Annotated in this window: 14 protein-coding genes and 6 pseudogenes; 9 read left to right on the forward strand and 11 right to left on the reverse strand. The window is 56.0% G+C overall.

Translation table 11 applies throughout. The annotated features are described in order from the left end of the window. Positions 1–579: 579 nt before the first annotated feature. The 10 genes and pseudogenes from V3224_RS28325 to V3224_RS28375 form a co-directional block, all read right to left on the reverse strand. Positions 580–921 carry a phage virion morphogenesis protein gene (locus tag V3224_RS28325; protein WP_334473689.1) on the reverse strand — a complete coding sequence of 114 codons (342 nt, stop codon included), beginning with the start codon at positions 919–921 and terminating at the stop codon, positions 580–582. Next, positions 918–1,756: pseudogene (locus tag V3224_RS28330) on the reverse strand (phage head morphogenesis protein). Before V3224_RS28330 ends, V3224_RS28325 begins: the two are co-directional and overlap by 4 nt. Further along, positions 1,740–2,501 carry a phage portal protein family protein gene (locus tag V3224_RS28335; protein WP_334473691.1) on the reverse strand — a complete coding sequence of 254 codons (762 nt, stop codon included), beginning with the start codon at positions 2,499–2,501 and terminating at the stop codon, positions 1,740–1,742. The pseudogene V3224_RS28330 and the gene V3224_RS28335 overlap by 17 nt, the downstream one beginning before the upstream one ends. Beyond that, on the reverse strand, positions 2,402–3,040 hold the full coding sequence (locus V3224_RS28340; RefSeq protein ID WP_442891203.1) for a phage portal protein family protein: 639 nt from the start codon (positions 3,038–3,040) through the stop codon (positions 2,402–2,404). Before V3224_RS28340 ends, V3224_RS28335 begins: the two co-directional genes overlap by 100 nt. 162 nt (positions 3,041–3,202) lie before the next feature. After that, complete coding sequence (locus V3224_RS28345) at positions 3,203–3,502, reverse strand: phage terminase large subunit family protein (RefSeq protein WP_334473692.1); 300 nt, start codon at positions 3,500–3,502, stop codon at positions 3,203–3,205. Continuing rightward, a complete protein-coding gene (locus tag V3224_RS28350) occupies positions 3,456–4,445 on the reverse strand; it encodes a terminase large subunit domain-containing protein (protein WP_334473693.1) in 990 nt (329 codons plus the stop codon). The genes V3224_RS28345 and V3224_RS28350 overlap by 47 nt, the downstream gene beginning before the upstream one ends. A 73-nt stretch (positions 4,446–4,518) precedes the next feature. Continuing rightward, positions 4,519–5,073 (reverse strand): annotated as a pseudogene (locus V3224_RS30430) (DUF3486 family protein). An 838-nt stretch (positions 5,074–5,911) separates the two neighbouring features. Beyond that, positions 5,912–6,337 (reverse strand): hypothetical protein, encoded by a 426-nt coding sequence (locus tag V3224_RS28365; RefSeq protein ID WP_334473696.1) that lies wholly within the window; start codon positions 6,335–6,337, stop codon positions 5,912–5,914. Next, a pseudogene (locus V3224_RS28370) lies at positions 6,330–6,974 on the reverse strand (transglycosylase SLT domain-containing protein). The gene V3224_RS28365 and the pseudogene V3224_RS28370 overlap by 8 nt, the downstream one beginning before the upstream one ends. Next, positions 6,971–7,298, reverse strand: a pseudogene (locus V3224_RS28375) (putative holin); the annotation flags it as partial. The pseudogenes V3224_RS28370 and V3224_RS28375, both read right to left, overlap by 4 nt. Before the next feature lie 261 nt (positions 7,299–7,559). Between V3224_RS28375 and V3224_RS28380 the strand changes: the two are divergent. After that, positions 7,560–8,329: pseudogene (locus tag V3224_RS28380) on the forward strand (DNA adenine methylase). Positions 8,330–8,772: 443 nt separating this feature from the next. Here V3224_RS28380 and V3224_RS28385 read toward each other — a convergent pair. Beyond that, a pseudogene (locus tag V3224_RS28385) lies at positions 8,773–9,302 on the reverse strand (DUF3102 domain-containing protein); the annotation flags it as partial. Between the two features lie 219 nt (positions 9,303–9,521). Between V3224_RS28385 and V3224_RS28390 the strand changes: the two are divergent. The 8 genes from V3224_RS28390 to V3224_RS28425 all read left to right on the forward strand — a co-directional run bounded on the left by V3224_RS28390 (position 9,522) and on the right by V3224_RS28425 (position 12,274). Then, on the forward strand, positions 9,522–9,773 hold the full coding sequence (locus tag V3224_RS28390; protein ID WP_334473698.1) for a hypothetical protein: 252 nt from the start codon (positions 9,522–9,524) through the stop codon (positions 9,771–9,773). Positions 9,774–9,830: 57 nt separating this feature from the next. After that, complete coding sequence (locus tag V3224_RS28395; protein ID WP_334469232.1) at positions 9,831–10,151, forward strand: IclR family transcriptional regulator; 321 nt, start codon at positions 9,831–9,833, stop codon at positions 10,149–10,151. 79 nt (positions 10,152–10,230) lie between these two features. Continuing rightward, complete coding sequence (locus V3224_RS28400; protein ID WP_334473699.1) at positions 10,231–10,641, forward strand: hypothetical protein; 411 nt, start codon at positions 10,231–10,233, stop codon at positions 10,639–10,641. Further along, complete coding sequence (locus V3224_RS28405) at positions 10,580–11,023, forward strand: hypothetical protein (RefSeq protein WP_334473700.1); 444 nt, start codon at positions 10,580–10,582, stop codon at positions 11,021–11,023. Before V3224_RS28400 ends, V3224_RS28405 begins: the two co-directional genes overlap by 62 nt. Positions 11,024–11,119: 96 nt before the next feature. After that, positions 11,120–11,275 carry a hypothetical protein gene (locus V3224_RS28410; protein ID WP_334473702.1) on the forward strand — a complete coding sequence of 52 codons (156 nt, stop codon included), beginning with the start codon at positions 11,120–11,122 and terminating at the stop codon, positions 11,273–11,275. Between the two features lie 80 nt (positions 11,276–11,355). Further along, positions 11,356–11,640 carry a hypothetical protein gene (locus V3224_RS28415; protein WP_334473704.1) on the forward strand — a complete coding sequence of 95 codons (285 nt, stop codon included), beginning with the start codon at positions 11,356–11,358 and terminating at the stop codon, positions 11,638–11,640. Between the two features lie 45 nt (positions 11,641–11,685). Continuing rightward, a complete protein-coding gene (locus V3224_RS28420; RefSeq protein ID WP_334473705.1) occupies positions 11,686–11,991 on the forward strand; it encodes a hypothetical protein in 306 nt (101 codons plus the stop codon). An 85-nt stretch (positions 11,992–12,076) separates the two neighbouring features. Further along, positions 12,077–12,274, forward strand: coding sequence for a hypothetical protein (locus tag V3224_RS28425; protein ID WP_334473707.1), 198 nt, complete (start codon positions 12,077–12,079; stop codon positions 12,272–12,274). Positions 12,275–12,289: the final 15 nt, after the last annotated feature.

Genomic DNA, 12,289 nt, shown 5'->3' on the forward strand with positions numbered 1-12,289 from the left:
AAAGCGGATCAACCTGCTGCGGCTCTGCCAACAAATCACGTCCTTGCGCCGACAGCTGTTTGATCCAGCCGTAAGCGGGCGCATCGGTAGTCGGGTGACCGGTCACTATCGGGGGCTTCATGTAACGCCGGATCGTAGGCATCCGCACAGGCGCGTAAATCCTGCTCGCTGACGTTCAGTACCTGCCCGTGGCTATCCGTATGCCGACCGCGCGTAAAAATATGCAGGGATTTCATGGCACCTCCATTAACATCATGGCAGCAGTGTATGCCAGGTCGGCGCATTTCCCTTTTAAAGGGCTTTAAAGATTTTCATTTGAATATTTTTGATGACAGAAGAATGCGGCGGCGGCTATCGGGGATAACCGCGTCAGGAAGGGGTTTATAAAGCTTTATAAAGGGCGGAAACGTCCTCGGGTATCGCGTTGTATCCTTTAACCCACCCGAGCGCGTCAGGCAGCGCTTAGCGGAGGCTAGCCTGTTGCAAATAATCAAGCACCTCATCGAGCAGCTGGCGTTTGACTTCAGCCTGTAGCTGTCCCCCCCTCGGATACCGGCAGGTAAGGGCGCGGGGGCAGCGTCACTGACCCCACCCCGCCCCGCTTTCCCCGCCCTGTTGATGGATACGTGCATAAACGCGATTCGTGCCGACCCGTGCCTGATGCGCATCATAGTCCGGCGTCACGCTGCGGCGTAAATACCCGTCCTGGGAGAGCGTCATGCCCTGGCGGGCGAGGGCCGCAACCGACGGCTGCCAGCGTGGCCGCCCCTGCGCCTCAAAGTTCAGGTCAGTAGCGGTTTTCAGCGTTTCAGACCAGCGTCGCATCAGCGGGGTCAGGTCGTAAGCGGCGTTCTCCAGGCGCTTTAGCGCCTGTTTCAGGTCGTTATCGGTTATCTCAACCGACAGGAGAGTGGGTTTCATTGAGTGCCCCCGAGTGCTTTGCTAGCGACGGCGTGTAACGGCCCCTGATAGCGGGTTAAGTCCGGTCGATACCCTTCACCGGGGTTATACGACCAGCCGATATCCGGGGAAAACACCGTATGATTGTCAAGTGTCAGCTGGGCCACCGGCTGCATTTCGCCGGTTTTGCGCGAGACGACTTGCAACGACCAGCGCAGACGGTCGCCGGACGTTTCCACCGTGAGTCCTCGCGCTTTGATGTCCCGTTCAGACAGGGCTATCACGCTGCAGCGACAGCGCCAGCCATTGGGCGGGTAGAGTGCACGCCCATACCGGGTCATCGGCAGGAAAACACCCCGGCCATGCAGCGCCAGGTGGCTTTTGCGGGTGCGGTTATCGCGTATTGCCACATACATCCAGTAGGGACGCGCCGCAACATTCTCCCGCATTTCTGCCCAGCGCCCGGCGTTGTACAGGGTAGTGAGATTGGTGCGGTAAATCGTCTCCAGTCGCGGCGGGCTGCCTAATTGCACCGTGACCGGCTGCCCGCTCACGGGGTCGGTGCTATCCTGCTCCCCCCACCATCCCTTGGCCTGCAGTACCGGGGTCAATTCCTGAGCAAACCACTGGCCGGTTTTGCCTTCCGCCAAGGTGGTTTCCAGCGCCTGATAAATGTCCCTGCAGAATATCCAGTTGTGTCACCTTGGCCACCGTCGCGCTCTGGGCATGGGCCTGCTGCCAGACATCCCTGCCAGTCCCAGGAAAAGGTAAAGCCTTTGGCTTTCAAGTAGGCTATCGCCCGTTTGGGCGGCAGGCTAAACAGTGCCGTCAGTGCGTTATCATTGAATGTCGGCATGTAACCTCCCCCAGACGTTGGCAACAAACATCACCCTGGCCAGGGTTTCCTGTAGCGCCTCTGCCTGCATCTCGGGGTAGAGTGCGGCCAGTTTTCCCCTCAGTTCGCGGGGAGCCACACCGGATTGTACGGCTTGAAATAACGGTGACAGTAGTGGTTGTAGCGTCTTATCTAACGAGCCATCTTTCATCAGGCTGTCTAGGGCACGGTCAAGCTGTGCCTGGGCATCGGATGCGGTCTTGGTGTCGTTCTCGGCAAAGATCAGCGGCGGTGCGGCGGAAGAGGTGGCGTGTGGCGCGCTTTCCATCAGCAAATCGCCCGGTTGCAGGCCATATTCACGCTGATAGTATTGCGCGCTGAAAAAGCCTGCCGTTTGCGCCAGACTCTGGTCACGTTTGGCCTGCACCTCATCAATGGTCTCCTGCTCCCACAGTCGCCAGGTCGGCACCGGCACATCACCAAAGTTCAGTTCAACCAGCCAGCGAATCACCTGATTCACCGCACTCATCACCATCACCGCATCGCCATCGCGGATATCGGCGGCCACTTCCAGCCCGGCCTGGGCCGAGGCGTGATTGGTTTCGGCTTCGGTAGTCTGGTTCTGGCCCAAGAGCGCAATGGTAATTTCACTGCGCGCCATCTCAATCAGGTCTTTATACAGACGGCTCGACGCACCTTTGGTGGCGGGCTCCTTGAATTCAATACTGCTGTCATCCGGGATAACCGCCACCGCATCCTGCACCATCTGCTCGAGGGAGTGCAGCAGCGGGCTGATATGCGCCTGGTCCTGGCTACCGCGGATGATACCCCCACTACCCAGGGGGTGCCGTATTTTTCACTAAAGCGCATCCAGAACGACCAGCCGGCCTTCTTGAACGTCACCGGCCAGAAGCACAGCGACAGGTCGGCAAAGCCGTAAGGGTTATCAAAGGTGGCGTCTTGCGTGGCCACCACAAATTTGCGCGGCGGTAATAACTCGCCCGCCAGTCCCGACTGCTGGGCCTGAAAGCGCAGGCGATTCTCGGTATCAAAGGTAAACCACTCCGGTGGCTTGCCCACCACATCGGTGACCACCAGATGGCGACCGTCTTTTGCCCAGGTCAGTTCGGCGGGTTGATAGCCAAAAAAGGCCGCCTCCAGCAGCTCCCCAATGAGGCGGTTCATGTCCCACTGTGCCAGCCTCTGTTCAATAAAACGCACCACAGGCGCAGGTGCCTGCCCCGGCTCCAGTCCGCGCTCCAGGCATTTGACCGCCGATTTACGCCGCCGGATACTGCTACCCACCAACGGCTCAGCGCGTAACTGGCGGTAGACGCTAATCGCCTGGCCTCTGGCGCGTAATATCGGGTCGGGATTGGGTAAATGGCCGAACAGTTGACCCAGGCCCGCCGGACTGCGGGCGCGGGGTCGCGATGTCACTGAACAACGCTTTTTTATCGACAATCATCAATATCCCTCCAGCAAGGATGAGGCCTGACGTGGGCAACAGGAGTAAGCCCGTACTGGCCCCTGCGGCTGGTCGGCAGCGTTAAGCGCTAAAAACAGCGCCCAGGCACGGTCAGCGTGCCCGGCGGCATCGCTCTCGGCCACAAAACGCGGCGCGCCAGTCGGACTCATCACTTTTTTCAGTTTATGCAAATCGGCCCGTAGCGCCCCGTCTCCTTGCGGCAAACGCAAGCGCCGGTCTTCAAACACCTCTTTACCGCGTGTTGCCAGCGTCAGCTTGTTGCTGGGCGTGAATAACACCCCTTCGACCCGCGTGCTGCCATGACGGCGTTTGGCATCTTCCCACCGGCTTTTCGCCGAGACCAGTCTGGTCGATGCAGCACCGCAGTACCCGGTAGTGGGCAAAGACCGCATCGAGCAGCGCATCCTGTTCGGCAAAGGGGGCACGCTTGCGGGTAATGATGTCGCGCGTCCAATACACATCGCCCACCTGTTCAATCACCCATATCACAAACAGGTCATGGCGCAGACCGATATCGATACCGACAAAACAGGGGCCACCCTGATAGTGCTCAGGCTTGCCCGCCTGCGGGTGTTCAACGCCATCAATCAGGTCATAGGAAAGCCAGGCGGCGGCTTCATCCAGCCAGTGCAGTTCAAATTCCTGCGCCCAGGCGTCTTTCATCATGAGCGCCTGTTTGAGGGCGGCCACATCCCGTGGCAGGCCGTCTTTGACCGCCTGGTAAATATCGACCCGATGGCGCGACCAGACGCTGTCCAGCGACGGGTCGGTCATCAGCTCATAAAACTTGTTGCCCTTGCCATTGGGGGTGGAGGTGACGCGCAGCTTGTAGCCGTTCGATATCACCGGAAAAAGCGCCGCCCAGATTTTGCGACTGTCGGCATGAAAGGCAAATTCATCGAGAAACACATTAGCGGCAAAGCCGCGCGCCGTATCGGGGTTAGCCGGGAGTGCAGTAATGCGTGAGCCGCCGGGCAGCACCGCCTCCAGCAGGGTGTAACGTTCGCTGCCTGGGCCTTTTACGCTGCCTTCAATTTCACGGATAGCCAGACCGTAGGCCTGACAATGTTTTTTCACCCCTTCTTCCATCGCCTCTTTGGCCTGGCGCTCACCGCGCGAGAGAATGACCCAGCGGGTGCGACCGCCACGGGCCTCGGTCTCAAAGCAGTCGTCAACCAGCTCTAGCGTGGTGGTAAAGGTTTTGCCGGTCTGACGGGGCAAACTGGCCGATTTTAAAGCGCGACCGGTCGAGCAAGCCAGTGCTGTTGGTAAGGGTAGAGTTCAGCATTTTTGCTCATGCGATAATCCCATAAATTTCTTCACGCACCCCGCTTCAGGGTCTCCAGACTGACATGTCCCTTGCCTTGCTGCGCTGCTTCCTGCTCCAGCGTGGCCATTTCCGCGCTGATTTTTTTTAAGCTGGCCTTGCAGTTTTTCAGGCTGACGCTGGCATGAATAATCGGGGCCAAATTTTTCGCCATGCGGGCAAAACGTTCAGCCCGTTCAACCGGCGACCCCGCTTCTTCCTTGATGGTTTGTGCCTCCAGCAGGCTATTGAGTAATTCAGTCTGCACCAACGCCATAATGGATTCTGAGCGGGTATCCTGGTCATCGGGCGCACCCTTGGTCAGTTGCCGCGCCCGCTTCAGTCGCGTCACGAATGGCGGCAAAGCGGGCGTTGTACCTTCTGGCCATAACGAGAAATTTGCGCCCGACCGATGCTATAGCCTTTCTCACGCAGCAAGGCTTCCAGCTCCCGGTAGCCACTGAAATTACGCTCGGTCAGCGCCCGGTCGAGCCATTCACGCACCGAGACGGGCAAGACTTCGATATGACTGCGCGGTGCCATCGTCACTCCCTCCAGTATTTGGCCGGGCGGGCAATGCCGGGGATATCGTCGGTGACGTATTCCACCAGATTGACCCCTTCCGGGCGTCAGCGTGGCCGTCCATGAACGTGCGGGCGGTCGGGTCAGGCGAACCAGACTGAAGCCCTCAAGGAACAGCAACTCTTTTTGCAGCTCCAGCATGGTCATGTCCGGGTAAAGCGAATGGCCCACATCCCACAGTAGCCGGTCATTGGCCGGATACGGCCGCGCCTTGTTGACCACCTGCAGTAACACCCAGCGCAACCCTTCGCGGCGTGCCTGTTCGGTCTCTATCATTCTTATCCTCCTGCCACCTGACGCAGTTGTATCGTTTCCAGCTTCTGGTAAATCGCGTCTAACCGGGGACTCCACCACCTGCTGATAATGAATAAATTCGTCGCGCCGGACGTAACGTTCCGGCACCTCCACTTTGAATTCCAGTACCTCGCGCTCAAGGCGTACCCCTTTATCGGACGCCTCGCGCATCAACCGCTCCAGTGATGCAAACCGTTCGGCCTGACGCTTTTCGGTCTCGCGGATAAACCAGCGGGCCAGCCCCGCGAGAAAGCCCGCCAGCCCAAACAGATAGCTCACCAGTACCCAAAAATCGACCTGTAATGTCATGGTGTTTAATCCTTCAATATAATCCAGTAATCCATTGACCTGTGCCCGCCAGACCTGACATTGCTGCCCGTTGTCGGTGATATTGGCGAGGATATCACGCTGGGTAACTGGACTCGGGGTGTGTCGCTCGCCAGGGGTCTCAGCTGACCGGGTCGGGTTGCCAGTGCCGCCGGTAAGGGCGGCAACGCCTGAACCATCAACGTCTGACAGCCCGAGGGCGGCGTTGTAGTGCTGCACGAAGCCACGAGTAAATACGCAGGACATAGCATGAGGCCTGGCCTTTTTCATCCCGCCAATGTTGGGTAACATCCTCTATCCGCCTTGTTAAGTGTTGGGTTTTGTCACGAAGTTGCGCAATGCGATTCAGGTAGTCCTGTTCAGCCTGATGCGCCAGCTTCACCTGATGGGCAAATCGTTGTTGCAGGGCTTGCAGGCTTTGCGCGGCCTGCTCGGCGCGCTGTTTTTCCTGCATGGCAAACGTCTCGCGCAGCTGACTGAGGGTTGCCACGCACCGTTCGGTTGCGCGACCTGCGCCTTGCGTGTAGCCGTGCCACCAGATACCCGACAGCAGCGCCATTACCAGAACCCCGCCGAGGCTTTTCAGGCTGACTGCACTAAACACAGCTTGCCCCTCCCCAGGTCAGGTAACGCGGTGCCAGGCTTTTTAAAATACGGCGGGGATAATGGCGATTCTCACGCCAGGCACTCACGCGACGTCCGGCATTGACCCGTTCAATGTGGTGAAACCAGCGCCCACTGTCGTGACCGAGACGTTTGGCCAACTGAAGGTCACGCTGCACCCAGCCCAAACCGCCGTTGTAGGCCGACAGGGTCATCGCCATACGTTCACAGCGATTGACCGCCGATAATCGTTGCCATAGCTAGTTATCAAAACTCACCACCGCACGTAAACTCCAGCTGGGATTGAGTGGCGCTTTGGCCGCCAGTGCCGGCATTACCTCCCCAATCCAGGCCGTGGTCGCGGGCATAAACTGCCCCAGACCCTGCGCACCGATACGGTTGGTGATGGCCGGCTGCCAGCCACTTTCGTGCTCAATCTGGGCGGCAAAATCCGCCACTGGCGCATTAAGCCCCCACACCAGACGGGCGTTGCGTATCAGCTCAGCCCGGTATGGCAGTGCGGCTTGTGGGGGACGCGCCGCATCGGCATCAAGCGCGCCACCAAGGAGCACTATCAGCAAAAGGAATAACAGCCATCCGGGGTCGCCCTGCGGACGTTGATAGCGGTTCATGGTCATAACCCCATCGCCACACTCAGACACACTGCTGCCACAATCACCGCGCGACGCAGTTGGGCTGCCGCAAACACCTGATGGCAGCCGCCGCGTACCGGATGTCGACCCTGTGCCACCTCCGGGTGGTCATGGTGCAGATATTGACCGGGGCGGGCCTTGGGGAACAGCGAACGGTCAAGCCAGTAACCCACGACTGCCGCCAGGGTGATTAAGGCCAGCTTGTAGAGCACCACCGGCAATTGCTGCGGTGAGACCAGGCCAATCACCAGCAACAAACCAGCCGCAGTGAGCAACCAGCCCGCCGAGGCGTGGGGGTTTTAAAGGGGGGTAACATCAATTTTTTTCGGGTTTTCATGGCGGTCTCCCTCAATATCAGGCAGACAGTGTGACAAGGCAGTGCGCCAATCGCTTTTAAAGCGGTTTACTAGTGGGGATAGCCGGTAGTCGCTAGATTACGCTCAGCAATTGCCCCGAATGGGGCAAGGGAAAAAGCGCGACCCGCCCTGTGAGTCAACCGTGGCGCTTTCCGTTCTCGAGAACAGGAAAGAGTCTACACGAATTTCCATTAGTGAAAAAGGCTTACAGTGAATGCAACAATATTTTTTACCGATACTGCCCTGGATGGGCGGTAAACGGCGGCTGGCAAAACAGATTTTACCGCGCTTCCCGGCGCATACCTGCTACGTCGAGCCGTTTTGTGGCGCAGCGGCGCTCTTCTTTATGAAGTCACCCAGCAAAGCGGAGGTCATCAACGATATCAACGGTGAGCTGGTCAATCTCTCTATCGGGTGCTGAAACACCATCTGGAAGAGTTTATGCGCCAGTTTAAATGGGCGCTGGTCAGCCGGGCGATGTATCACTGGTTGAAAATGACCCCGACCGAGACCTTAACCGATATCCAGCGGGCAGCCCGCTTCTACTACCTGCAAAAACAGGCGTTCGGTGGTAAGGTGGCGGCGCACACCTTTGGCGTGACTACCACCACGGGGCCACGCCTGAATCTGTTACGCATGGAAGAAGAGCTGTCGCTCGCGCATCTGCGGTTATCACGCACCACCATAGAACAGCTGGACTGGGCCAGCTGCATTGCCCGTTATGACCGTCCGCACACGCTGTTTTACTGCGACCCGCCGTATTGGGGGACCGAGGGCTATGGCGTGGATTTTGGTCTGGCGCAATATGAAAAACTGGCGGGGATGGGACGAGACCTAGCGGGCATGATGATTATTTCGGTTAATGATATTCCCGAGATGCGGGCAGTGTTTCGAGGCTTTGCGATGGAGAGCGTCCCGATTCGGTATAGCCTTAGCAGTAATCAGCCCACCCAACGACGTGAGCTGATTATTACCGTCAAATAACCCTCTCCACTGCAACGGAGAGGGATGGGTCATGCGCGGCTGCGGGCGGCTTTTTTCTCTGCCATTGCTGTCAGGGTGCGTTTAGCCACTTCGCGGGTTTCACCCGGAATATGTCGAAAGGCAGTTAATACCTCTGCCTCTTCCTCATCCCGCACTACATCGAGCGCACTGGCTTCATCGCTGCGCTCACCAGTCATCACATAAAGAAGATCGACTCCTAACGCTTTCGCCGCGATTAAGTAGCCCGCATCAGGATGTCGTTCGCTTTTTTCATAGTTGTATTGAGTGAGCTTTTTAACCCCGCACCGTTCGGCGAAGATTTCCTGGCTAAGCCCCAATCGCAGGCGCTCGGATTTGAGGCGTTCTCCCACGCCTTCTAGCGTCAGCGTGACCCACTGCTGTGCATCAACGGGTGTTTGTTCATCGCTTGCAGCAACCGACGAGGTTTTGCCCGCCAGTTGCTGGCTTAGCTGTTGCAGTTGCTTCTCTTTTTCGGCGACCAGTTGTTGACTGCGTTTAAGGGCTGCCTCATCTTTACGTAACGCTGCCTTTAACTCCCTGACTGACATGCGGTCAACATCATCCAGTGTCAGACCCGCGATGGTGCCGCCTTCGGCCAATTCCGCCAGATCATCGTCGTCTTCCAGCATGAGTTCATAGAGTTTTGAACGGCCTAAACCTGAAAACGTATTCACCTTTGACTCAAGTGTCGGTGAAAGATATTTCAATGCTGCTTGTGCCATTTTTCGTGCTATTCGATATTCAAGACCTAACTGCTCTTGTACTATCTTCATGAATGTTCCATGTGGCTCATTCTCCTTAAGAATAATCAGCCGTTTCTCCCCGCCTCCAGCATGGCTTCGGCACTTTGCGCCATATAGAAGCGGGCTTCATGCACAATCCTTTCCCGTTCATAGGGTAGCCCATCCCCAAAACGTGCCATTACTTCCTGTTGGGCGCTGTTTTCTGCATTTTTTTCAGGGTATGCAATTGCCCCCCCCCCCCCCCGCAATCGTGATATTGTCCGCCGTAGTTACAGACAGGCTGGTTGCCGCTTTTTTCTTTGCCATACAGGTCTCCTTTAGGCCGATAACAGCCAGTGGTTTTTTACGGCAATAAAGAACATACAAAAACAAACAAAAAAGACTTTACATTATTTTGAATGCCATTGTATATTTATTTTTAACTTTTTATGACGGAGGTAACACCATGTCACTGCAACACCCCCGCCGACTTTAAGCGCAATTTTTATGATCGTGTCTATCAGAACTACCCGACGGTGGCGGCGTGGGCACGCCAATCCGGCTTCAAACCCTATCAGGTTTATATGTTGCTTGATGGCTCCTGCCAGGGCTGGCGCGGGGAAGCCCGCAAAATCAAACAGGCGATTGAACAGATAATGGGTTCTCCCATGCCATCGGGAAAAAAGCGCCATAAAAAATAACATTCGCCCGTTTCACTGACGGTAACACAATTTCCATTAATGAAAAAGAGGCATCCGATGAAAAACACCTTATTACTGCACCCTTCTTCACGCACACGACGGGCGCTGCGTATTTTGAAAGCCATGAAAGGGCATTACCGCGATGGCCTGTCCAATAAAGCCCTGGCGGCGCTAATCAATGACTCTGCGGCCAATATCAGTCGCACCCTGCCATTTTTAGTGGAAGAAGGAATGATTGAGAAGCGCTTCAATGGGAATTACGGCCTCGGTGAGGAATTGATACAGATTGCCCTGGCCTTTTTTGATGAAACCGAACGGGCGCAAATCAAGATGGCAGAAAGGCATGGCCGCTGCGTAGCATCAGCGTCAAAACCGTAAGAGGAAAAAATAATGGGTAGAAAAGCGTTACCGATAACGGCTGAAATTGCCCCCCGAACAGCCTTTGGCACCGGATTTAATGAACAACCTTAATGCCCTGGCTGAACATCAGCAGGCCATTATGGATAAGTACGGCGAGGGGTTGCCCTATGAACGCGAGCGCATTGTGCATGAAGCGCGCTTCTATATGGCACAAAGTGCCGAAGCCATGCTGGAGGCGGGGAAACGGCTGATTATTCTTAAGGAGAATGAGCCACATGGAACATTCATGAAGATAGTACAAGAGCAGTTAGGTCTTGAATATCGAATAGCACGAAAAATGGCACAAGCAGCATTGAAATATCTTTCACCGACACTTGAGTCAAAGGTGAATACGTTTTCAGGTTTAGGCCGTTCAAAACTCTATGAACTCATGCTGGAAGACGACGATGATCTGGCGGAATTGGCCGAAGGCAGGCACCATTGCGGGCTTGACGCTAGACGAAGTTGATCGCATGTCGGTGCGGGAACTAAAAGCAAAACTGCGTAAAACGGAAAAGTCACTTGAAGCCAGCCGCCGTCTGGCCAATGAGAAAGATCAAAAGATCAATGAACTGAGCGAAAAACGCCTGCTTAATCAGCATCGCCCGTTAGGGGAAGAAGGCATACGCCAGCTCCGTGAAGAAATTGGCCGCCTGGTGGGCTTTGATGTTAAAGCCATATTAATGGGGCGCTTTCGGGAAGGGCTGGAAAAACTGAGCAGCCACAGTGGTGATATCACATCCCACGCCGACTATTTAGCGGGCTTGCTTAATGATATTGAGTTTGAAATCAATGTGTTACGTAGTGATTTTTCGTTACCCCACCCACGCAGTATCAGCGTTGGTGCCTGACTGGACAAAAGCCGATGCGGATGCCGACGATGCGGATTTTCAGTTACCGGAACACCTGCGCGGCACCGGACAGGATAATGTCGAGGAGGTGGTGCAATGAACCCCATCCTGACCGAACGTCTGTTAACCATTGCCCAGACTGCTGAAAGAGCCGGGCATGGCGGCAAAGACGCGGTGTATCAGACAGGCTGTCAGGCACTCGGTATTTCCAAAGCCACGCTGCTGCGGAAAAATCAAACAGGTCAGTTATAAACCGCCGCGCAAGCAGCGGGTGGATTATGGTACCCAGCGCCCTGACACGCGACGAAGCCCTGCTGATATCCGGCGTCATCATGGAATCTGAACGCAATAATGGTAAACGCCTCTACAGTCTACAGCAAACGGTTAATGACCTGCGGGCGAACAACCTGATTGATGCCGGGTATATTGATAATGAAACTGGCGAGTGGTTTCCGCTGTCGGTCGATGCCATCAGCCGGGCACTGTACCATTATCGCCTGCATCCCAACCAGTTACGGGTACCTGCCCCGTGCGTTCAATTAAAAACCGGGCATCCCAATCATGTCTGGCACATGTCTGGCAGCTGGATGCGTCGCTGTGTGTGCTCTATTACCTGAAAAAATCCCGCCAAAGGGCGCACCACGCGCGATAGCGGCCTGCGCATGATGAGTGAGGCCGAGTTTAACAAGAACAAGCCCAAAAATCTGGCCCGTATTGTCAATGACCGCGTCTGGTCATTTGAACTGACCGACCACACCAGCGGCTGGATTTACGCCGAGTACCGCTTCGGCGGCGAAACGGCACAAAACTTTACCGATGTGCTGATTAATGCCATGCAGGAGCGCAGTGGGGCCGACGTATTACATGGTGTACCGGCGTATCCTTTATACCGACCCCGGCTGCGCGCTGGTCTCAGCCACGATGCGCAACCTGTGCAAAACCCTCGGTATTCAACTTATCGCCCATAAAGCCCCGTAATGCCCGCGCCACCGGCTCAGTGGAAAAGGCGCGCGATATTCTCTGGAGTGTAGTTTTGAATCCGGCCTGCGGTTTGTGCAAGTCGATAATATTGATGAACTGAACCACCGGGTCGGGTTATGGCGTAAAAAGTATAACCGTACCGCGCTGCATCGCCGTACCGGCATGACCCGTACCGACAGCTGGCTACGGATCACTCCGCAGCAGTTAATCAAGGCACCACCCGTTGAAGTGTGCCGCGAACTGGCGGTGAGGTCTGCCGGAAAACCGTAAGGTCAATGACTATCT

Source organism: Arsenophonus sp. PmNCSU2021_1 (assembly GCF_036919435.1).
Lineage (GTDB): Bacteria > Pseudomonadota > Gammaproteobacteria > Enterobacterales > Enterobacteriaceae > Arsenophonus > Arsenophonus nilaparvatae.